Consider the following 21162-nt stretch of genomic DNA (forward strand, 5'->3'; position numbering starts at 1 on the left):
TTCTTTTCAAAAGGGACCTACTACCCAACAAAATAAACCGAGAGACATCTCTCGGTTTATTTTCTATATTTTTTTGCATAATGAGCCAAAGTAAGCAACGGATATATATGAGCATAACTATGATAACGAATATAAAACCCACCTGGTAAACCTGTTCCAGTAGGATATTTTTCATTTATATAAGGGTTGGAGAGCAAATATGAAATACCTTTTCGAATAACTGGCGTTTCTTTATCATAGTAAGAAATGAGGGCATCTAACGCCCATGCTGTTTGGGATGGTGTACTAAATGGCAAAGTAACAAATCTTTTTTCTACACTACTTTGGCAAGATTCTCCCCAGCCACCATCTTCATGCTGTATATGTTCAAGCCATAAAGCTGCTCGTTTCAATGATGGATCGCTAGATGGTATTCCTAGTGACCGTAAACCAGTCAACACTGCCCACGTACCATATATATAACAAATTCCCCATTTCCCATACCACGATCCATTTTCCTCTTGTACATTCATTAACCAATTTATCGCACTTTGTTTTTGTTTCTCGGGCAATTCATTTTGCGTATACGTTCCGAAAAATTCTAACACTCTTCCTGTAATATCTGGTGTAGAAGGGTCTGTAATCATATCACTTGCATTTTCGATTGGTAAATTTGCTAATATACGGCTCGTTACCCCTTTTTCAAAAGCCCCCCAACCACCATCATTATTTTGCAATCCTTTAACCCAATTAACCGCTCGCTTCCAAGCATTATCTACATGTTCGTTCCCTCTACTTCGCGCCAATGCTCTTAACACAGCAGTTGTATCATCAATATCTGGAATCGTCGTATTCACATCCGAAAAGCCCCAACCACCCGGGAAGAGATCCGGTGCATGTACACTCCAATCTACTTTCTTCGTTTGCTGTTTTCTTAGTAAATATGCTGATGCATTTTGAATCACTTTACTTGCTTTCGGAACTTGAGCTTCTTGCAAAGCATAACTGAGTAAAGCTGTATCCCATATAGTTGATGGAGAGTTTTGCAAATGGCTCCCTCTCTCCACCTTCCATATATAAGATGTAATTCCCATTATAGCCTTCTCAATAATTGGTGATTGAATAGAATGTCCTAATGCAAGTAAAGCATAAATCATATAAAACGAGGCAGTTGCGTAGCTATATAATGTTCCATTTTCATCAATACGCTCTTTCATAAAACGTTCTACTTCCTCATATCCTTTATGATGCAAAGAAAGTGGATACGTTATAATTTTCTTCACGTCACTTACTAACGTTTGAAAAACTGGAGACCGATCCTCTCGAAACCATTCTCCGCCCCCGCCTGCAATGTGATTTAAATTTGGCAATAACTTTTTCCCTACTCGAAATCTTTTATTTAAACACAACATCATCGGAATTAAATGAATACGTGCTGAGCTACTCAATTCAAATATACTGAGAGGGGAATCATTCTGCAGAAACATAATTGGTGTTGGCAAATGAAAAAGAGAAGGATATTCATATTCTCCATGAATCGCTAATAAAAACTTCGTCATAAAATGAGCACGTGCTACCCCACCGCGCTCATTTATAAACATTTCCGCTCGCTTCATATTCGCATCTTCTTTTGTGTATTTTTCCGATGCAAGTAAGGCGGCATAAGATTGAATGGTAGCTGATAAATTACCTCCCACCTCATCTTCATACAATTTCCATGTTCCTTCATTTGTTTGAAGTGATGCTAATCTTTTCACAAACGGTTCTATCTCTTTATCTCTACCTAATAATTTTAATAAAAAAATCATATGGCAATCTGTTAATGGAGCTCCTTCAAAACAAAACCGCCACGTACCATCTTGCCGTTGCATTGTTTGAAGTGCAGTTGTTCTTCTCGCTATTTCTTCATGCACTTTTTCATATAATAACAAGTTACTCACCCACCCTTTCGAAATCCGTATAACGATATTCAAAAAGGTAGCTGAATATGTATAAAAACAAAGAAAAGCAGAACATATAAAATGTTCTGCTCATAAACAATACCCTACTCCGACAATAATTCCTAATAAAGCACCGACTACTACTTCATACGGTGTATGCCCAACAAGTTCATTTAACTTCTTATATTCTGTTTCTCTACCGTGAAAAAAGTCATTCAATATTTTTGCTTGTTTACTTACTGCAAGCCTTACTCCTGAAGCATCATACATAACAATAATGGCAAAAATAGTAGCAACCGCAAACATCGAGCTTTCCACACCTTCCACTACTCCAACTCCTGTAGCAAGCGCTGTAACTGTTGAAGCATGAGAACTTGGCATCCCACCTGAAGCAAAAAACTTTGCAAAATCAAATTCACCTGTTTTAACTAATTTAAAGACTACTTTCGTTAATTGTGCTAAAAACCATGAAATTACAGCTGCCATAAGCGGATCATTATGTAAAATTGTTTCCATGTTCTCAGCTCCTTACTAGCTATAATGGAAATCCTATATAGTATCAGTATAAAGAAAAATGCGTAGAAAATACTACGCATTATGATACTTTTGCTGATTTATTTTTTATAAATTTCGGTTGTTTCTGCACTAAAAACTTAGTCTTCGCTACCGAGAATACAAATAATGCAACCCATATACAGAAAAATGCAATCATATGAGTAGATGTGAAATGTTCACCAAATACGAATACACCTAAAATTAAGCTAATTGTTGGTGCAATATATTGTAAAAAACCTACCATATAAAGCGGAATAAGTTGGGCTCCTTTTGCAAAATAAAAAAGTGGTAGAGCTGTAACAATACCCGCTCCTATTAATAGTAATGTCGATAACATTGAGATAGAGCCAAATGAGCCGAAACCATGTACTCCTGTCATTACTAGATAAATAATCGCAAACGGCGTTACTAACATCGTTTCCATCGTAAGTCCAATTGTCGCATCATAGTTTAACAATTTTTTCGTTAATCCGTATAATCCAAATGAAAGGGCAAGTGATAAAGAAACCCACGGGATAGCCCCGAAACGTACTGTTAAAATGATAACCCCCACTCCAGCTAAACCAACTGCAACATATTGCCAGAAGTTTAACTTTTCCTTTAAAACGACTGTACCAAGTAAAATACTAATAAGCGGATTAATATAATAGCCAAGACTCGCTTCAATAACATGATTATGATTAACGGCCCATATGTAAACAAACCAGTTTCCACTAATCAAGACTGAAGCTATTGTTAATGACATTAATAATTTAGGTCGTTTAAAAAGATTCACAAATTCCCCAATAAACTGGCGAAACCTCTTCGTAACACCTAATACGAGTAACATAAAAACAAACGCCCAAACGATGCGGTGTGCTAATATTTCATCTGCTGGAACTTCCTCAACCCATTTCCAATAAATCGGTAGGATTCCCCACATCGTGTAAGCACCAGCCGCATATAGTATCCCTTTTTTTTGCTCTGCTGATTGACTCCCCATCTTCCTTTTTCTCCTCTTCTCATTTTTTCTCCATTATACGGTCTCACATGCTCACTTTACCAATAATCAATCTGCATTTCTTTCGACATTTCTCATACAACGAATAATAAACATACCGTTATTACAACAAGTAACGGTATGCCGAAAACAAATTTCTTTTTATGAGTTTTATGATGAAACATATACATGCCAATCCAAGCTCCAACTGCTCCCCCAGCTGCCGCTGATAAAAACAACGTACTTTCTGGCGTTCTCCACTGTTTCTTCTTCGCTTTTCGTTTATCAAGCCCCATAAGGCTAAAAGCTATAATGTTAATAATAAGAAAATAAATCCATTTCATCGCTTTCTCTCCTTATGAAAAATTCGCTTAATGGTAACACGAAAAAACGACGGAAACAACTGAAGAACTCTTTTTATCCAACTAGTTTCATTCCTTTTTCTTAATTAGTTACCTTCATATTTACATAACCAACTAAAATCGCAGTTAAAGCATTTAATATAGAAAAATGTTATGAGCAGAATCCTATATTTCATTACATTCATCCACTACCATATCATCAAAAAAATTGCTCTCAATCACTTTCTCATCAAAACGAAGAACTACAATTAGCCCTACATATAAAGAAACAAAATTTAGAAACCATTCCCCATTCTCATCTTTCTTAGCTAAGCATTTAAATATCTCTTGAAATTGCATACGCTCATCTGTCGCAACAACCGGTCGCACGCCAAAATATTTCAATACAAGATGTAGGTTGAGCTGCACGGATAATGATAAAATATACTTTAATAACTCGGTATAATGAGCAACATTTTTTTGACTATATAACTTCACAAGCTCTTGATGTAAAGTAGAAATTGATAATTCTTCTTTAGTCACTTTTGTTGCTTCTATCATTTCAATCATCTTTTTCATATCCATTCCATTTACCCCTCCTGTTACAAAACAAAAGCCAAAGTATACTTATTTTATAATCAACAATAATTGATTATTTCTCGTCTCTCTTTCTTCTTCACTTACTAAGTCATACTTTTTTAAAAGATGAAATACATCATTTAATATTTCTTGTGAGTGATTACCTTGTAAAAAATTTTTTAACCCTTTAAAAATCTCTTCTGATAAAAAACTCTTTTGACTTTCAAGCTTATTCATCACATCTTCAATAGAATGATCAATGTTACATGCCATACTAAACTTCCCCCTCTATCCTCTATAAATAATATCCTCAGCTAACGATGTAAACACTTCTCCAACAAGAGAATCTTCATCATATACAGATGAACCATTATTTTCTTCACGTTTCGCAAAAGGTATTTGAGCAATTACTTCTGTTTGCAATTGTTCTGCAAGCATTTCGCCGCCGCCTTTTCCGAAGAGATAATTTTTCGATCCATCTTGTTCTTCATAATAAGCCATATTTTCCACAATACCTAAAATCTCATGCTTCGTATGTTTTGCCATTACACCGACTCTTGAAGCAACGAATGAAGCTACATTGTGCGGAGTTGTAACAATTATTTCTTTCGCTTGCGGAATCATCGCTGCAACATCGATCGCAACATCTCCTGTACCTGGTGGTAAATCAAGTAATAAATAATCTAATTCTCCCCAGTGCGTATTCGCAAGAAAATTTTGAATCCATTTATTTAGCATCGGTCCGCGCCACATAACTGGGTTATTTCCTTCTGTAAAAAATCCCATCGACATGATTTTAACACCGTGACTAATGACTGGAATTGCCGTTTGATCAATCATCGTTGGTTTCTTATTCGTTTCCATCATAGCTGGAATACTAAAACCATATATATCTGCATCTAATATCCCCACCTTTTTGCCCATACGCGCTAGTGCAGTTGCAAGATTAATTGTCACCGTTGATTTTCCAACTCCGCCTTTTCCGCTCGTTACAGTAATAAAACGTACTCCTGAATCCGGGCGAAGCATGCTCGGCATACCAGTTTCTGTTCTAGTATTTTTCTTTAATTTCTCTGTTAAAGCTGTACGTTCTTCTTGTGTCATAGAACCAAATGTTACCTCCACTTTAGAGGCACCAATTGCGTGAAGTGATTCTTCAATATCTTGTTGAATTTTTGCTTTTAACGGACAACCTTGGATTGTTAGTACTACTTCAAGTTTAACCTCTGTTCCGTTCATTTGTATATTTCTAACCATATTTAATTCTACAACACTTTTGTGTAACTCTGGATCCTCTACATGTTTTAATGCATTCATTATTTGTTCTTGAGTAAGCATAGAACTCATCCCTTCTCTTATTCTAATTTATATACAACATTTTCTTGGCGCTTCATCTGGTGAAAAAGCTTATCATCCACCGCTAACAGGCGGGATTAATGCGACTATATCTCCAGCTTTTATCATCTCTTCATTCATTACAAACTCTTCGTTAACAGCGACCATCACTTTATCCAACGATTGTAAACAATAGCTGGCTTTAAGCCATTCTTTTAATTGTTGCACTGTCATTTCTTGCTTTTCTGAAATCACTAATCGATCCGATCCAACTTCCTCACGCAAATTTGCAAACAATAAAATTATAATCATTTTCTCATTCTTCCTTCTTTGGTTTTCCTTCTGGATATGGTGTATTTTCAAGTTGATCTCCAATCCACATCGTTCCATCTTCCCAAAATTCTTTTTTCCAAATTGGAACAATTCGTTTTATACGTTCAATCGCGTACTCATTCGCTTCATAAGCTACTTTACGATGCGGTGATGAAACTGCAATGACTACCGCAATATCCATTATTTCTAGCCGCCCTACACGGTGCGTAATTGCTACTTTTGTATCCGGCCATCTTTCACAAATTTCTTCTCCAATTCTCATAAGTTGTTTTACTGCCATCGGTTTATATGCTTCATACTCTAAATGTAGCGTTCGTTTTCCTTTTGTTAATTCTCTCACCGTACCAATAAATGTTGTAATCGCACCTGCTTCTCTTCTTGCGACTTTATTCGTTACTTCTTCAACTAAAATCGGATTATCTACAATCTCAAATAGCACTTGTTCCATTAAAACCACCTCTCACTTTATGAAATGTCCAAGGCCATTCACTACCTTCGTTATCTTCTAATAAAAGAACATCGACAAACATATCTTTTTTATATCCTCTTGTCCCGCCCGGCAATACGATAAACGCGTTGGATTCTGCCAATGAAGAAACTGAGCTAGATTTATCAAACCCTGATGGATAAGCGATTAATTTCCCCTCATCATATTGCAATTTTGCTCGTACAAATCTTGTAAATGGATTCGGTTTTAGAAAATCTTCTCCTAATAACGCTTTTTCTCTTTTTAAATGTACTTTTTCACTAAACATATACGTCCGAATACACGGTCTTACGAATAATTCAAACCCTACGTAACAAGCTGATGGATTTCCTGATAAACCAAATAATAACTTGCCATTTAATTGTGCTACAGTCGTAACACTTCCTGGTCGCATTGCAACTTTATTAAAAAGAACAGATGCACCTAACTTTTCGTAAATAGCTGGTAAATAATCATAATCTCCTACTGATACACCGCCCGTTGTAATTAACATATCTACTTGGCCAAGCGCTTCTTTCACAGCTGTAAAACACGTATTAAAATCATCACTAAACTTCCCAAAATATTTTACTCTTCCGCCCGCTCTTCGAATTTGAGACAATATCATGTACGTATTACTGTTTCGGATTTTCCCTGGCTGTAATGAATCATTGACATCCAGTAATTCACTCCCATTCGCTAACAGTCCAATTACAGGCTTTCTCGCAACTGGTACTTCACTATAACCGAATGTAGCAAGAAGAGCTGAAATACCTGGATTAATGTACGATCCCTTCTTTGCAAGAACTGTTCCTTTACGAGCATCTTCACCTTGAAAAGAAATATTGTCGCCCGTTTTGAATGATCGCTTCACTTCCATATAATTGTTGCCATTCTTCTCATATTGACGAGTCAGCTCTAACATAACAACCGCATCACACCCATTCGGAATTTGTGCTCCCGTCATAATTCGAACTGCTTGAAACGGACCTACTTTCTCATGGAATAGCGATCCTGCGCCAATTTCACCCATTACTTCAAATACAATTGGCGTTTCATAACTTGCTAAATTAGTATCTTCTGCTCGAATAGCAAATCCGTCATACGGCGAACGATTAAATGACGGCACATCATGGTCAGCTACTAAATCCTCTGCTAATATACGTCCATAAGCTAATTCAATTGGTAATAGCTCCTTTAAGCCTTTATCAGCAAACCCCATCACTTTACGAACAGCTTCTTCAACCGTAATTGGCACTCTTCTTTCCATTATTGACACCCTCTCTATTAACCGAATACGCGATAATATAGTTGTTTCGCTTTCGAAATATCATTTGTACCATGAATAAAAACACGATCATCCTGAAAAACAACGATGCGGTAATCATCGAATCGGCAAGATAGTAAATACGGATTCCGATCTACTTTCCCCAATTTTTTTAATACTTTTTCTATATCATCAAAATTGTATTTCCTATTGTCTACTGTTCTAATTTGAACTGTATTTCTTCCGCATAAAACAGCTGCTTTCGTTTGGTTTTCGTATGATAAATAAGGATAAGTTCGATTTGAACCGCATGAGAGACAAGCGTCTGTTTTTATTTTCCCTAATTTTATAAAATGATTTTGATTACTCCATATATCAAACATGAAAAATGTTTTTCTAATTGCTGAGAAATCTTCCACTAAAATTTTGAGTGCTTCTGCCACTTGATATGCTGCGACGATTTGAACAGTAGGGCTAATAATTCCAGCGGTATCACATGTCACACCTGTAACAGGAATATTTTTAAGCATACAATGTAAACACGGTGTCTCTTGTGGAATAATTGTATAACTCATACCATACGATCCAACGCAAGAACCATATACCCACGGAATATTATGTTTTTGTGATAAATCATTTATTACAAATCGAATATCAAAATTATCTGTTGCATCAATGATTACATCTACATTTTTTAATAGACCTTCCATATTTTCTGAAGTTGCATCCATTACGAAAGCATGTATTTGTACTTCCGAATTAATTTGTTCTAACCGATTTTTTGCAGCAATTGCTTTCGGCATTTTCTCTCTCGCATTTTGTTCAGAGTACAATTGTTGCCTTTGTAAATTACTCCATTCAACGTAGTCACGATCAATAATCGTCAACTTGCCAACACCTGCACGTACGAAACTTTCGGCACTTGCACTTCCTAATGCGCCTGCCCCTACAATTAACACATGTTTATTTCGAATTTTTTCTTGTCCTTTACTCCCAATTGGTTTGAACAACTGTTGTCGTGAATACCGATCAGCCATTACATACCCTTCCTCTCAAGAACTCTATTTCATATTAGAATGTTGTTTCTGATAACAAGCAAAGTAAGCAAAACCAACAAACCCAGCTCCTCCAATTACATTTCCGATAAAAACAGGAACAAAATTTTTAGCCAGATCCATCCACGTTAGATGACCAGCAAAAATAACAGCGGAAATGACAAACATATTTGCTACTACTTGCTGAAATCCAATCACTACAAATGCCATAATTGGAATCCAAATTCCGATGATTTTTCCGACAAAATCACTCGTCCCGTAAGCGAGCCAAAGAGCAAGACAAACGAGCCAATTACAACCAATTGCTAAAATTAAAGTTCTCCCAAATGATTCATGTAACTTCCCTTCCGCTATCGCTACCGTTTTATTTAAATACTCTCCCTCTGTTAATCCGCCAAGATGCCCAAAGCAATACGCAACGAAAATTGCCCCAATAAAATTCATGAGAGTAATCCAAACCCAGTTATTCAGTACGCTTATCAATGTAATTTTCTTTGCATAAAGCGCCATAGACAGTGACATCATATTTCCCGTAATTAATTCTCCTCCTGCTAATACTACGAGCATGAGTCCAACAGGAAATACTGCTCCTCCTAAAACATTCACTAGACTTCCCCAGCGCTCAGGTAAATTCCCTAAAACTCGAATGTTAAGTAAAAAACCTATCGCAATAAACGCTCCTCCTAAAAAACCGAGAATAAGCATCGCTGGCAATGTCTGTCTTACTTTTTGAACACCGGCCTCAATGACAAGCTCAGCAATTTGTTCCGGCTTATGAAATGCCATTACCCATTCCTCCATTTTCTCCAAATAAAAAAGCAGCTTCAAAAAACCTCCTCAAAATAAAGGTTTTTGAATGCTGCTTAATTTCTCTGCACATCTTTTACAGAGATATCAATCATCACTTTTACTATAAAATAGAAAATCCACAACTCTTGTAAATTTTCCATTTTTCACTATGAAGCTAGCTTTATATATTAACCACCGATATGTGACATTTCAATTTTAGGTATTGTTTTCTTATTTGTATGATTTAAGCGTTCATCTGAATAACGATCTTCCCTATTATTCCATATATCGCGTACTACATCTGTAATGTCCTCATCTGTATGTTCAGAACGAAGCAATTCCCTTAAATCATTTCCTTTAGAAGCAAATAAGCAAGTATATAATTTTCCTTCTGCAGAAATACGAGCTCTCGTACATGATGAGCAAAAAGAATCTGTTACTGATGAAATAATACCTATTTCCTCATCGCTTCCTATATAACGATACCTAGTAGCCACTTCACCAGAATAATTTGCTTCTATCCGTTCTAACGGCATAACTTGATGAATCGTATCTACTATTTCTTGTTTAGAGACGACCTCTTTTAAATCCCAACCATTATAATTTCCAACATCCATATACTCAATAAAACGAAGAATATGCTTATTTTCCTTAAAATATTGCGCCATCTGCAAAATGTCCTGTTCGTTTTTTCCCTTTTGAACGACCATATTTATTTTAATTTTCATTCCAACTTCAGCTGCAGCCTGTATTCCTTCCAGAACCCTTTGCACTTTGCTCCTATTACCATTTAAATAGAAAAACCGCTCTTCTTCTAAGGAATCTAAGCTAACTGTTACACGTGATAGTCCCGCCTTATATAAATCAGGAGCAAACTTTTTAAGTAACGATCCATTGGTTGTTAAACCGATATCTTCTACACCATCAATTTTATTAAGGCGCTCAATAAGCTTTGGAAGCCCTCTTCGAAGTAACGGTTCTCCGCCCGTAATCCGTAATTTTCTCACACCTAAAGAAACGAAAATACGTGTTATCCTTTCAATTTCATCAAAAGATAAAATTTTATCATTAGACAAAAACGAGTAATCAGGACCAAATATTTCTTCTGGCATACAATATCGACAGCGAAAATTACAGCGATCAGTAACTGAAATACGTAAATCCTTTAACGGACGTTGCAACTTGTCTAATGTAACTGATTTCATCTTCATTGCCTCACTTTTATTTTATATTTAAAACACGTTCTGGATGGGTATATACATTTAAGGAGTGATTACGAATAAATCCTATTGTCGTAATACCTAAATCTTCCGCTAGTTGCAAAGCTAACTCAGTTGGAGCTGATTTTGATAGTATAATTTCACAACCGATTTTTGCAACTTTCAATAATATTTCCGAAGAAATACGACCACTAAAAACAATGATTTTATCTTTTATAGAAATATCGTTTCTTAAACAATAACCGTAAATTTTGTCTAATGCATTATGCCTACCAATATCCATTCGACTTAAAATAATACCATTCACATCACATAAAGCTGCATTATGAACCCCACCAGTATGATGAAACGTATCCGCAGATTGCTGCATTTCTTTCATTAACCGAAAACAATCCTCTGCAGCAACCTGTACATGGACACCCTTCATTTTTTTTGCACTTAGTGCATCATTTGCAAAAACAAACCCTTGCCTACCCATACCACAACAAGACGTAATATAGCGTTTATTTTGCATTTGTTCATAATACGGATTTACTTTTGTCGTTGTTACATGCACAAATCCTTCTTTCTCCTGCACCCATACACTATCAATATCTTCATACTTCCGAATGATTCCTTCAGACGCTAAGAAGCCTATTACCATATCTTCTATATATTCTGGAGTACTAACCATTGTAACAAACTCCTGTCCGTTCATTTTAATGGTGACAGGAAACTCTGTTACAATGCTGTCCTCTATATGCTTAAACGCCCCTTGTTCATAACGAAAGATTTCTCTTTCTACCTGTATCGGTTTCACGATCAGTATCCTTCTCTCACGTTATATTTTTATCGAAAACAAATACCGAAACTGCAATATCTTCTTCTACTTTCATATCTGAAAACAAATTCACTAATTTTGCTCCAACAAGTTCCTCCAAATGTTCACGGGAATTCGCAGCATACACCTCTTGAATCATTTTCGTTCTAGCCATATGAACCATTTCCGCACCGTCCATCGTACTTGAAATAAATTTTTCAGTAGGTGTTAAGTTTCCATAAAGAGTCGCTATAGCCATATTTTCTGCAAAAACAGTATGAATTCGTTCTGGTCCTTTTCCGAAAAGTTCTTTTCGAAGTTTTCGTATCATATCATTAAATTCATGTACTTTTTTTGACATACAATCATACCTCCCAAAAGCCTCATTTTACTTTATTATATATTTTACCAAAATGAGCCTTCCGCCCAAACTATTTCGTACAAATATTTAGGCGGAAAGGTTCACTTCATGAAGTTTATTCGTCTTTTAACCCTTTCCCCATACCTTTTAAGAAATGAAGCCCAAACCCGATAGCACGGTTAATATCTGGGTCTTTCAATACTTTCATAAGATCGAATACCCCTACTTTTTTATTACTTTCTAGATGTTCATTACCTTCTTCTAGTCCGACTAATAAACTACCTATAAGCTTTTTCGTAAGTTCTGGGTCAAGTTCAGTTAACGCACCTGCAGCACCCATCATATTATTAATTAAATTTGTAACAGGCTCACGAGTTACTTGACCTAGAACAATTTTCGCAATTGGTTCTTTCGCTTTTAGCATTGAATTTGCAGCTTCTAGCATTCCAATGTCATTTAATTCTCCTACTATATTAAACATCTGATTTAGAGCTTCCTCATTATTAGTTAGAAGCTCTTTTAAATCATCTAACTTTTGCTGTTTTATTTCTTCCTCAGTTAATTCTTGTTTTTGAATCATTTTTATAGGTGCAGCCATAGTTTTCTCCTCCTACTTATCCGTTAAATGCACATACCCTGGACGTGCCCACTTACGATGTACCTCAATGCCAGCTTGAGGGTGACGTTTTTTATTGCGTGGGTTCGCTTTTGGCATCGGATTTTCGCCGTCAACTTCTAACACTTCCATACGTACTTTCGTTTGTTTATACGCAGGTGTATTCGTACGTACATCCACAGCAGGACCTGTTAAGAAATTAATTGCTGTTTCGTTATCTGTAGAGTTCATCGGTAAATATAACTCATTCGCTTTTACACGATCTGTAACGAGTGCACGTAATTTTAATGCTCCAAAAGGAGAGACAAGACGAACTAACGAACCTGTTTTTACGCCACGTTCTTTTGCAAGGTCTGGAGAGATTTCAACGAAAACACCAGGTACTTTCGTTTGAATACCTGTTGATTTATTTGTCATATTCCCTTCATGGAAATGCTCAAGCATACGACCGTTGTTAATGTGAAGGTCAAACTCGGCTGGAAATTCAGCTGGACGTACCCAGCCAGCAATCGCAAAACGAGCTTTTTTATCTGGGAAGTTAAATCCATCTTGGAACAGAAGTGGTGTATTTGTTCCATCAAAACTTCCCCAATGGAAACTGTTCCACCCTTCAAGCACTTCATAGCTCGCTTGCGAGAACAATGGTGATAAACTTGCCATTTCAGCAAAGATTTCACTTGGGTGGCTATAATTCCAGTTTGCACCTAGTTTATTCGCAACTTCCTGGACGATCCACCAGTCTGGTTTCGCGTCTCCTAGCGTAGGAAGAACTTGATATAATCTTTGGACACGGCGCTCTGTATTTGTGAAAGTGCCTTCTTTCTCAAGAGATGGCGCTGCTGGTAATACAACATCTGCATATTGAGCAGTTTTAGAAAGGAAAACATCTTGCACAACGAAGAAATCAAGGCTAGATAACACTTCATGTACATGATTTGCATTAGAATCTACAAGAGCCATATCTTCTCCGACAAGATACATTGCTTTCATTTTTCCTTCGTCAATTGCGTGAAGCATTTCAATATTATTAAGACCTGGTTCACTATCAATTTTCACTCCGTAAGCAGTTTCAAATTTCGCACGTTCCATTTCGTTAGTAACGTGCTGATATCCTGGAAGCCATCCTGGTAAAGTACCCATATCACAAGCACCTTGTACGTTATTGTGACCTCGAAGTGGGTATGCACCTGCTCCTGGACGACGATAGTTCCCTGTTGCAAGAAGTAAGTTTGAAATTGCAGCGGAAGTATCAGAACCACCTGTATTTTGCGTTACCCCCATACCCCAAAGGATACATGTACCATCTGCATCACGAATCATTTCAGCCATTTGAATAAGTGTTTCTTTTGAAATACCTGTTACTTCTTCTGCATATTCAAGTGTATATTCTTCTAGGCTCTCTTTGAAATCTTCAAAGAAGTTTACATTCTCATTAATAAATTCCTGATCATGCCAACCTTGATCGATCATATATTTCGTAACAGCCATTAACCATACTTGATCTGTTCCTTGTTTTGGACTAATAAAGACATCTGATCGCTCTGCCATTTCGGTTTTACGAAGATCAGCTACAATTAACTTTTGTCCGTGTAATTTATGTGCACGTTTAATACGTGTAGCTAGAACAGGATGACCTTCTGTCGGATTACATCCCACAATAATAACAAGACCAGATTGCGCAATATCTTTAATCGTTCCGGCATCACCGCCCATACCAATTGTACGGAACAAACCATCCGTTGCTGGTGATTGGCAATAACGTGAGCAGTTATCAATATTATTCGTTCCAAATACTTGTCGAGCTAATTTTTGAATTACATAATTGTCTTCATTTGTAATTTTAGAGGAAGAAATAAATCCAATAGAACCTTTACCGTACTCTTCTTTAATAGCGCCTAATTTATTTGCAACTACATTCAGTGCTTCTTCCCATGTAGATTCAACAAACGTTCCATTTTTACGAATTAAAGGTTTTGTTATTCGTTCTTTAGAATTTACGAAATCCCAACCAAATTTCCCTTTTACACAAGTGGAAATTGCGTTAACTGGTGCATCTGAAGATGGCTGTACTTTAAGGATTTTACGCCCCTTCGTCCACACTTCAAACGAACAACCTACACCACAAAATGTACATACTGTTTTCGTTTTCTTCGTACGAGTATCACGCATGGCCGCTTCCACTTCTGATACCGCAAAAATACCGCTATACCCAGGCTCAACTTCTTTAATTAAATCTACCATCGGTTCAAGAATATCTGGTTTTAATCCCGTCATAAATCCAGCTTCACCGAGCATCGTTTTCTCCATTAAAGCGTTACAAGGACAAATCGTTACACATTGACCACAGCTAACGCATGAAGAATCATTAATATTTACTCCTTCATCCCAAATAACTCGTGGGCGTTCCGCTTCCCAGTCTATCGATAACGTTTCATTTACTTGTAAGTTTTGACACACCTCAACGCATTGACCGCATGCAATACATTGATTAGGATCATAGCGATAAAACGGATGCGTCATATCAACTTCACTTACATCTACTTTCGGTTCATACGGATATTTTTGATGTTCGATTTCCATTAATTCTGCTGTATTATGCAGTTTACAGTTCCCATTGTTGTTGTCACATACTGTACAGTATAATAAATGATTTTCTAGTAACCGATCCATCGCCTCTGTTTGTGCTTCTTTTGCGCGAACAGAAGCACGTTCAATGTTCATACCTTCCGTTGCTATCGTCGAACAAGAACGCATTAACTTTCCGTCAACTTCTACAATACAAGTGTCACATGTTTGAATAGGATCTACTTCTGGCACGTAACAAATTTGCGGATGTTCAATCCCGTTCTCATTAATAACACCCAATATCGTCGAACCAGGCTCCGCTGTATACTTTTTTCCGTCAATTGTAATATGAACCATGTTGTCATTCATGGTCTTTCCCCCTTTTTGAGAATAAAAAAACTCCACCACGAAAATATACGCACCACATTTTTGGCACGCTATCATCATGGTGGAGTAGTTTATTAGCACATCTTGCTAAAATACCAATCCATTTATTCATAAATAAAACGATAGATTCATAACAGGTCATATCACGATTCCATCTTTAACACTATAATTATAGCGTTAAAGTTAAAAATATACAATATAAAATTTAAACTACGCATATGTCAGCTTGTAACTATCCATAATAACCCATATAAAACATAACAAGGAGTAAGCGAACAAATGGGGTCTTTTAATAAATGGATTCGTGGTGAAAAATCTTTTTCTACCAAAGAGCAAGCTAATCACACATTAAATAAATCTATCTCTTCTTCCCTTTCCCTTAATTTAAAGCACTTGTCCAAACTGTTTAGCGGTATTCCAGAATTAATAACACGCACTTTTCCATTAAAAAACGGACAGGAAGCTGCACTTATATATATGGAAGGACTTGTAGACAAAACTGTTATTAACGTAAACATTCTTCGTCCTCTCTTATTTAAAGAGTGGAATGAAGACGATTTTTGGGAAGCCTCTGTTTCTATCGGAGATATTAAAAAAGTTCAACAGTGGACAGACATTGAACAATCTCTTTTACACGGCAAAAGTATTTTATTTATAAACGGGCAACTATCCGCTTTAGAGCTTGATACGCAAGCGGCACCAAAAAGGAGCATTGAAGAACCTACAACAGAGAGCTCCATAAAAAGCTCACACGAAGGATTTAATGAAGTAGCGAGCGACAGCCTTGCACTTATTCGTCGATATATTCCAAATCGCGAATTGAAAGTGAAGGAATTCACTGTTGGTGAACGAGCTACTTCAAAGGTTTTTTTGCTTTATCTAGCAGATGTTGCGAACGAAAATGTCGTAAAAGAAATGGCATCCCGTATCGAGTCAGTAAAAGTTGATGCGATTCTTACTACTGGTGAATTAGAGGGATTTGTTGAAGATAATTCCTTTACTCTCTTTCCGCAATTATCAATAACTGAACGCCCTGACACAACAGCACATCATATTCTAGATGGGCGAATTGCCGTTATTGTAGATCGCTCACCAGGCGTATTAATAGGACCTATGACCTTTTCATCCTTTTTTCAGACGATAGATGATTACAGCTTCAGACCTATGATTCCATCTTTTATACGACTCCTTCGTTTCACTGGACTATTTATTGCAATATTTGCTCCTGCTCTTTATATTGCTATGATTTCCTTTCATTATGAAGTAATTCCACTTAAATTATTGTTAACAATTGGAGAATCTCGAGCCAAAATTCCTTTTCCGCCTATATTAGAAGCACTTTTGATGGAATTAGTACTTGAAATGCTACGCGAAGCTGCAGTTCGACTTCCCGGTCCCGTCGGACAAACAATTGGCGTCGTAGGAGGGATTGTCATTGGACAAGCTGCAGTTCAAGCAGGAATCGTAAGTAATGTTATGGTTATCGTCGTATCTATTACCGCAGTCGCTTCTTTTATCATTCCCAATCTGGAAATGTCAGCAGGAGTTCGGATTCTTCGCTTTCCAATGATGATAATCGCTTCTTTATTCGGAGTCATTGGAATTATGGTTGGAATGTCAGTTATCATCATCCATATTCTTTCTATGGAATCACTTGGTGTTCCTTACGGTAGTCCTTTTTCTCCATCATTTGCTACGGATTTAAAAGACGTTCTTGTGCGTTTGCCATGGAAACTAATGAAGAAACGACCACTATCCCTTAACTTAAAACAAGAAAATCGACAACCGGATATAGAAGAAAAGGAGGAAGATAAGTGACAAAGCGTGTAAAGAGGGAGATTAGTTTATTTCAATACATTTTAACGATTAGTGGTGTTCAAGTAGGATTCGGTGTACTTACACTGCCACGTGAAGTGGCCCAAGGGGCGAATACAGATGGCTGGATGTCTATTATTATAGGATGCGCTATCACTACTTTAGTCAGTCTATGTATTGTAAAAATCATGGAGAAGCATCCTGGTTACCATTTACTTGATGTGCTAACTCGTTATCTTGGAAAATGGTTAGGAAGAGTAGGAATGATTTTTTGGATTTTATATGCTGTTCTTGCAGCGGTTTCTTTAATTTTTTCCCTCTTATACGTTATTCACATTTGGATTTTGCCTAGATCTCCAATGTTTTTAATCATGATGCTATTATCTATTCCAATGGTAATGCTCGCATGTAAAGGTGTTCTTATTATTAGCCGCTATGCTGTTTTTACTGTCTTATTTACACTCTGGATGCCATTACTATTATTTATCCCACTTAAAGATGGGCATTGGATTTATCTTCTTCCTCTCCTTAAAGAGGGATGGATACCAGTTTTCAACACAGTAAAATCAACTATTATTGCCTTTCTCGGATTTGAGTTTGCATTCGTCCTTTATCCTTACCTCAGTAATAAATCATCTGCAAAAAAAGGGATTGTTCTTGCGAATTTGATTACGCTATTTATTTATCTTCAAGTCACGTTTGTCTCTTTTGTTTATTTTAGTCCAGATGGTATAACAAAGTTTTTATGGCCGACTCTTTCTCTTGTTACACCATTTCACTTCTCATTTCTTGAGCGATTTGAAATTATCTTTTTGTCATTTTATCTCTTTATTATTTTTGATTCTTGCATTCCTTATATTTTTACTGCTTCAGATGGAATCAATCAATTACTTAACAAAAAAAGGAGTTCATTACCTATTTATGGTTTATTATTCGGGTGTATCTTCATCTTATTCTTTTATATCCCTTCCTCTTACCAAATAAGTGCGTTGCGAGAATTTTGGGGAACTGCAAGTTATTTTATCGTTTTTCTATTCCCGGTCGTATTTCTCTTATACATGACACTTTATCAGCATTGGAAAAGGAGAAGAGTTTAAATGAGGCGCTTTATTCATTTCACTATACTTTACTTTCTCATAACCTTTTTAACAGGCTGTGGAGATCGACTCGACTTAGAAAAACAATCGATTTCATTAATTTACGGCTTTGATGCAAAAGCAAAAGGAAAATTAATTGTGTACCACGTAAATCCTATTTTTAATGAAGACGTAGAAAAAAAGTACGAAACACATGAAGCGAAAGTACGTACACCTCGAGAAGCAAAAGCAACGTTTAATAGTTCAAGTGGCGGTTTAGTATCTACAGAAAAGTTACAGCTCATTTTATTTAGCACAAATTTTTTAAAACAAGAAGGGGCTATGCCTTACCTTGATGTTTGGTATCGTGATCCTAAAAACACTGGAAACATGCGCATGGTTGCAGTAGACGGTCCAATTTCTTCAGTTATATATAATAACTTTAAAGATAAGCCTGCCCTTCCCGAGTATTTAACAGATTTAATTAATACGAACAAACTGTACAATCGGACCGTTTTTACGACATTCCATGAATTTCACAGGCAAACGTTTAATAAAGGTATAACACCTGCTATTTCAGAAATAAAAAAAGGTAAAAAGGATGTTATCGTTACTGGTTCCGCGCTATTAACTTCTCGCGGAATTTATAAAATGTCATTAAATCGTTATGAAAGCGCCCTTCTTCTTTTGTTACAAAAGAAAGCGAATACACCGGTTTCGCTTACATTGAAAATCCCTTCTACTTCAGTTGAAAGTAATAGTGATTTAAAAGATACCGATGGCGGCGATTTCGTAACAATAAATGTTCTTAGCATGGATCGTGATATCCATACAGATTATAGCGATAACCACTTCAAATTTCATGTTAAAATGGATTTGAAAATTGCTGTCTCTGAACTTACATTCAATATGGATATAGACAAAGATAGAAAGAAATTAACTTCTCTTATTACAAAACAACTAAACAAAGATTTGAACGATTTAATCCACAACATTCAAAAACAGCAACTTGATCCATTCGGATTTGGTGATTATGCGAGAGCGTTTCAATATAAAGAATGGAAACAAGTCGAAGATGATTGGCCGAGTGCCTTTTCAAAAGCTAATGTGAAAGTGGCACCAACTATTAAAATTTTAGAAAATGGGATTATTAAATAGAAAAAACACGCTACTTGTTCTTATATGAATAAGTAGCGTGTTTTCATTTCCATTACAAGTATTATTTCAATGGACTATACTTTATTTCTATTTCTAACATTACTATGTTTTTTAGCATATACAAAATATATGAAAACCCCTATTATAATCCATGCCACAAAACTAATTAAAGTAAGCTTAGAAAGGTTCAATGCCAAATATATACAACTTACTATTGAAACGATAGGTAAAAAAGGTACTAGAGGGGCACGGAATGGCCTCTTCATATTAGGATGTGTCTTTCTTAATACAATGACAGCTATAGATACAAACACAAATGCTGTTATCGTTCCCATATTCACTAAATTAGCTAATAAATTCAAATCCACTAATCCCGCTAATAAAGCTGCTAGTATACCTGTAACCCACGTATTAAAAAATGGAGTTTGTAAACGTTTATGGACACTTGAAAGTCTTTTTGGTAACAGTCCATCTCGACTCATCGAGTAAGATACACGAACAAATGCAAACATAGCTACTAACAGAACTGTTGTTAGCCCTGCTATCGCTCCCACCGATAACAACCCAGCAATTCTATCTTCTCCTACAGTGCGCAACGCATATGCAACCGGATCAGCAACATTTAATTCCGTAAACGGAACCATTCCAGTTAGCACGAATGAAACACCTACATATAGAACGGTACAAATGAACAAGGAAACAAGTAGCCCAATTGGCACGTTACGTTGTGGACGCTTCACTTCCTCTGCGGCTGTTGCAACTGCATCAAATCCTAAAAAAGCAAAAAATACAGTAGCAGCGCCCCCTACCACACCGTGAAAACCAAACGGTAGAAATGGTTGCCAATTCTCTGGTCTTACATATTGTGTCCCTACAACAATAAATCCTACAATAACAGCCAGTTTAATAATAACCATTATATTATTAATTCGTGCACTTTCTTTTGCACCACGGCTTAATAAAAATGTAACAACTAAAATAATAAGAACTGCTGGTAAATCAATGATTCCACCCTTCCCCATTCCTGGTGCTGAAGCAAAAACCGTAGGAATGTGAATATTAAAACCTAGTAGCAATGACTGAAAATATGCTGACCAGCCTGCTGCAACCGCAGAAGTCGCTAATAAATACTCCAGCATAACACACCAGCCAACTATAAATGCAAAAATCTCACCTAGTGTCATATATGTATATGAATATACACTTCCCGAAACTGGAACTGTAGATGCAAATTCAGCATAACAGAAAGCTACACATGCACATATAATTGCCGCTAATACAAAAGATAATACAATCGCCGGACCAGCATGTTTCGCTGCTACAATACCAGTTAATACGAAAATACCTGTACCAATAATTGCTCCAATACCTAAAAGAGTTAAATCAATCGCTCCTAAAGTTTGATTCAATACTTTTTTCTTTTCTTCATCCATTGCTTTCTTTATGAAAAGACTCATTCTTTGAAACCTCTTTTTCAAGTTTATCTCTTACTTGTTACATTCTTTATTACTGTTCTATTTTAAAAATAAAAATATACATAGTTCACT

Annotated in this window: 21 protein-coding genes; 3 read left to right on the forward strand and 18 right to left on the reverse strand. The window is 36.4% G+C overall.

The features are described 5' to 3' along the window. Positions 1-56 precede the first annotated feature (56 nt). The 17 genes from ABWK52_RS13510 to fdhF form a co-directional block, all read right to left on the reverse strand. Positions 57-1910 carry a terpene cyclase/mutase family protein gene (locus ABWK52_RS13510; RefSeq protein ID WP_003315873.1) on the reverse strand — a complete coding sequence of 618 codons (1854 nt, stop codon included), beginning with the start codon at positions 1908-1910 and terminating at the stop codon, positions 57-59. Positions 1911-2009: 99 nt separating this feature from the next. Further along, positions 2010-2435 carry a divergent PAP2 family protein gene (locus ABWK52_RS13515; RefSeq protein WP_000447820.1) on the reverse strand — a complete coding sequence of 142 codons (426 nt, stop codon included), beginning with the start codon at positions 2433-2435 and terminating at the stop codon, positions 2010-2012. A 79-nt stretch (positions 2436-2514) separates the two neighbouring features. Continuing rightward, positions 2515-3456, reverse strand: a complete 942-nt coding sequence (gene rarD / locus ABWK52_RS13520; RefSeq protein WP_000535537.1) for an EamA family transporter RarD — start codon at positions 3454-3456, stop codon at positions 2515-2517. A 92-nt stretch (positions 3457-3548) separates the two neighbouring features. After that, positions 3549-3797, reverse strand: coding sequence for a DUF1294 domain-containing protein (locus tag ABWK52_RS13525; RefSeq protein ID WP_000871346.1), 249 nt, complete (start codon positions 3795-3797; stop codon positions 3549-3551). 183 nt (positions 3798-3980) lie between these two features. Continuing rightward, positions 3981-4379 (reverse strand): hypothetical protein, encoded by a 399-nt coding sequence (locus ABWK52_RS13530; RefSeq protein ID WP_000367289.1) that lies wholly within the window; start codon positions 4377-4379, stop codon positions 3981-3983. A 42-nt stretch (positions 4380-4421) separates the two neighbouring features. Further along, a complete protein-coding gene (locus tag ABWK52_RS13535; RefSeq protein WP_000752383.1) occupies positions 4422-4646 on the reverse strand; it encodes a hypothetical protein in 225 nt (74 codons plus the stop codon). 15 nt (positions 4647-4661) lie between these two features. Next, positions 4662-5711 (reverse strand): P-loop NTPase, encoded by a 1050-nt coding sequence (locus ABWK52_RS13540; protein WP_000957509.1) that lies wholly within the window; start codon positions 5709-5711, stop codon positions 4662-4664. Between the two features lie 72 nt (positions 5712-5783). Then, on the reverse strand, positions 5784-6020 hold the full coding sequence (gene moaD / locus ABWK52_RS13545; protein WP_000583943.1) for a molybdopterin converting factor subunit 1: 237 nt from the start codon (positions 6018-6020) through the stop codon (positions 5784-5786). 4 nt (positions 6021-6024) lie between these two features. Then, positions 6025-6489, reverse strand: coding sequence for a molybdopterin synthase catalytic subunit MoaE (moaE, locus tag ABWK52_RS13550; protein ID WP_000438664.1), 465 nt, complete (start codon positions 6487-6489; stop codon positions 6025-6027). Then, on the reverse strand, positions 6470-7777 hold the full coding sequence (locus ABWK52_RS13555; protein ID WP_098542289.1) for a molybdopterin molybdotransferase MoeA: 1308 nt from the start codon (positions 7775-7777) through the stop codon (positions 6470-6472). Before ABWK52_RS13555 ends, moaE begins: the two co-directional genes overlap by 20 nt. Before the next feature lie 17 nt (positions 7778-7794). Further along, positions 7795-8811: a molybdopterin-synthase adenylyltransferase MoeB gene (locus ABWK52_RS13560; protein WP_098281433.1), complete on the reverse strand. Its 1017-nt coding sequence runs from the start codon at positions 8809-8811 to the stop codon at positions 7795-7797. A gap of 24 nt (positions 8812-8835) precedes the next feature. Then, positions 8836-9615: a formate/nitrite transporter family protein gene (locus tag ABWK52_RS13565; RefSeq protein WP_000863998.1), complete on the reverse strand. Its 780-nt coding sequence runs from the start codon at positions 9613-9615 to the stop codon at positions 8836-8838. A gap of 191 nt (positions 9616-9806) precedes the next feature. Beyond that, entirely contained in the window at positions 9807-10823 is a 1017-nt protein-coding gene (gene moaA, locus ABWK52_RS13570; protein ID WP_000844124.1) for a GTP 3',8-cyclase MoaA, read from the reverse strand. Positions 10824-10839: 16 nt separating this feature from the next. Further along, on the reverse strand, positions 10840-11637 hold the full coding sequence (gene fdhD / locus ABWK52_RS13575; RefSeq protein ID WP_098542287.1) for a formate dehydrogenase accessory sulfurtransferase FdhD: 798 nt from the start codon (positions 11635-11637) through the stop codon (positions 10840-10842). Positions 11638-11653: 16 nt separating this feature from the next. Next, positions 11654-11998, reverse strand: coding sequence for a DUF2294 domain-containing protein (locus ABWK52_RS13580; RefSeq protein WP_000039582.1), 345 nt, complete (start codon positions 11996-11998; stop codon positions 11654-11656). Positions 11999-12113: 115 nt separating this feature from the next. Next, entirely contained in the window at positions 12114-12596 is a 483-nt protein-coding gene (locus ABWK52_RS13585; protein ID WP_000729897.1) for a DUF1641 domain-containing protein, read from the reverse strand. A 12-nt stretch (positions 12597-12608) separates the two neighbouring features. After that, the gene (gene fdhF, locus ABWK52_RS13590; RefSeq protein ID WP_098542285.1) at positions 12609-15548 is read right to left on the reverse strand and encodes a formate dehydrogenase subunit alpha; all 2940 of its coding nucleotides are present in this window, start codon (positions 15546-15548) and stop codon (positions 12609-12611) included. A 297-nt stretch (positions 15549-15845) separates the two neighbouring features. Here fdhF and ABWK52_RS13595 point away from each other — a divergent pair, with 297 nt between their 5' ends. Genes ABWK52_RS13595 through gerSC form a run of 3 tightly spaced genes read left to right on the forward strand, consistent with a single transcriptional unit; the run spans position 15846 to position 19615 of the window. Next, positions 15846-17384, forward strand: a complete 1539-nt coding sequence (locus tag ABWK52_RS13595; RefSeq protein ID WP_098294648.1) for a spore germination protein — start codon at positions 15846-15848, stop codon at positions 17382-17384. Next, the gene (locus ABWK52_RS13600; protein WP_097796147.1) at positions 17381-18478 is read left to right on the forward strand and encodes an endospore germination permease; all 1098 of its coding nucleotides are present in this window, start codon (positions 17381-17383) and stop codon (positions 18476-18478) included. The genes ABWK52_RS13595 and ABWK52_RS13600 overlap by 4 nt, the downstream gene beginning before the upstream one ends. Continuing rightward, the gene (gene gerSC, locus ABWK52_RS13605; RefSeq protein WP_001252211.1) at positions 18479-19615 is read left to right on the forward strand and encodes a spore germination protein GerSC; all 1137 of its coding nucleotides are present in this window, start codon (positions 18479-18481) and stop codon (positions 19613-19615) included. It begins immediately after the preceding gene. Positions 19616-19689: 74 nt separating this feature from the next. On the opposite strand, the gene ABWK52_RS13610 is transcribed toward gerSC, so the two are convergent. Then, positions 19690-21072: an APC family permease gene (locus tag ABWK52_RS13610; RefSeq protein WP_000051665.1), complete on the reverse strand. Its 1383-nt coding sequence runs from the start codon at positions 21070-21072 to the stop codon at positions 19690-19692. Positions 21073-21162: the final 90 nt, after the last annotated feature.

Origin of the sequence: Bacillus sp. AP50, from assembly GCF_040492675.1 — a bacterium.
Taxonomy (GTDB): Bacteria; Bacillota; Bacilli; order Bacillales; family Bacillaceae_G; genus Bacillus_A; species Bacillus_A cereus.

Coding starts and splice junctions, on each gene's coding strand:
- ABWK52_RS13610 (WP_000051665.1), bottom strand. CDS start 21,072: ATGAGTCTTTTCATAAAGAAAGCAATGGATGAAGAAAAGAAAAAAGTA.
- ABWK52_RS13580 (WP_000039582.1), bottom strand. CDS start 11,998: ATGTCAAAAAAAGTACATGAATTTAATGATATGATACGAAAACTTCGA.
- ABWK52_RS13585 (WP_000729897.1), bottom strand. CDS start 12,596: ATGGCTGCACCTATAAAAATGATTCAAAAACAAGAATTAACTGAGGAA.
- fdhF (WP_098542285.1), bottom strand. CDS start 15,548: ATGAATGACAACATGGTTCATATTACAATTGACGGAAAAAAGTATACA.
- ABWK52_RS13595 (WP_098294648.1), top strand. CDS start 15,846: ATGGGGTCTTTTAATAAATGGATTCGTGGTGAAAAATCTTTTTCTACC.
- moaD (WP_000583943.1), bottom strand. CDS start 6,020: ATGATTATAATTTTATTGTTTGCAAATTTGCGTGAGGAAGTTGGATCG.
- ABWK52_RS13530 (WP_000367289.1), bottom strand. CDS start 4,379: ATGGATATGAAAAAGATGATTGAAATGATAGAAGCAACAAAAGTGACT.
- ABWK52_RS13515 (WP_000447820.1), bottom strand. CDS start 2,435: ATGGAAACAATTTTACATAATGATCCGCTTATGGCAGCTGTAATTTCA.
- ABWK52_RS13525 (WP_000871346.1), bottom strand. CDS start 3,797: ATGAAATGGATTTATTTTCTTATTATTAACATTATAGCTTTTAGCCTT.
- ABWK52_RS13535 (WP_000752383.1), bottom strand. CDS start 4,646: ATGGCATGTAACATTGATCATTCTATTGAAGATGTGATGAATAAGCTT.
- ABWK52_RS13540 (WP_000957509.1), bottom strand. CDS start 5,711: ATGCTTACTCAAGAACAAATAATGAATGCATTAAAACATGTAGAGGAT.
- ABWK52_RS13565 (WP_000863998.1), bottom strand. CDS start 9,615: ATGGCATTTCATAAGCCGGAACAAATTGCTGAGCTTGTCATTGAGGCC.
- moaA (WP_000844124.1), bottom strand. CDS start 10,823: ATGAAATCAGTTACATTAGACAAGTTGCAACGTCCGTTAAAGGATTTA.
- moaE (WP_000438664.1), bottom strand. CDS start 6,489: ATGGAACAAGTGCTATTTGAGATTGTAGATAATCCGATTTTAGTTGAA.
- rarD (WP_000535537.1), bottom strand. CDS start 3,456: ATGGGGAGTCAATCAGCAGAGCAAAAAAAAGGGATACTATATGCGGCT.
- ABWK52_RS13555 (WP_098542289.1), bottom strand. CDS start 7,777: ATGGAAAGAAGAGTGCCAATTACGGTTGAAGAAGCTGTTCGTAAAGTG.
- gerSC (WP_001252211.1), top strand. CDS start 18,479: ATGAGGCGCTTTATTCATTTCACTATACTTTACTTTCTCATAACCTTT.
- ABWK52_RS13560 (WP_098281433.1), bottom strand. CDS start 8,811: ATGGCTGATCGGTATTCACGACAACAGTTGTTCAAACCAATTGGGAGT.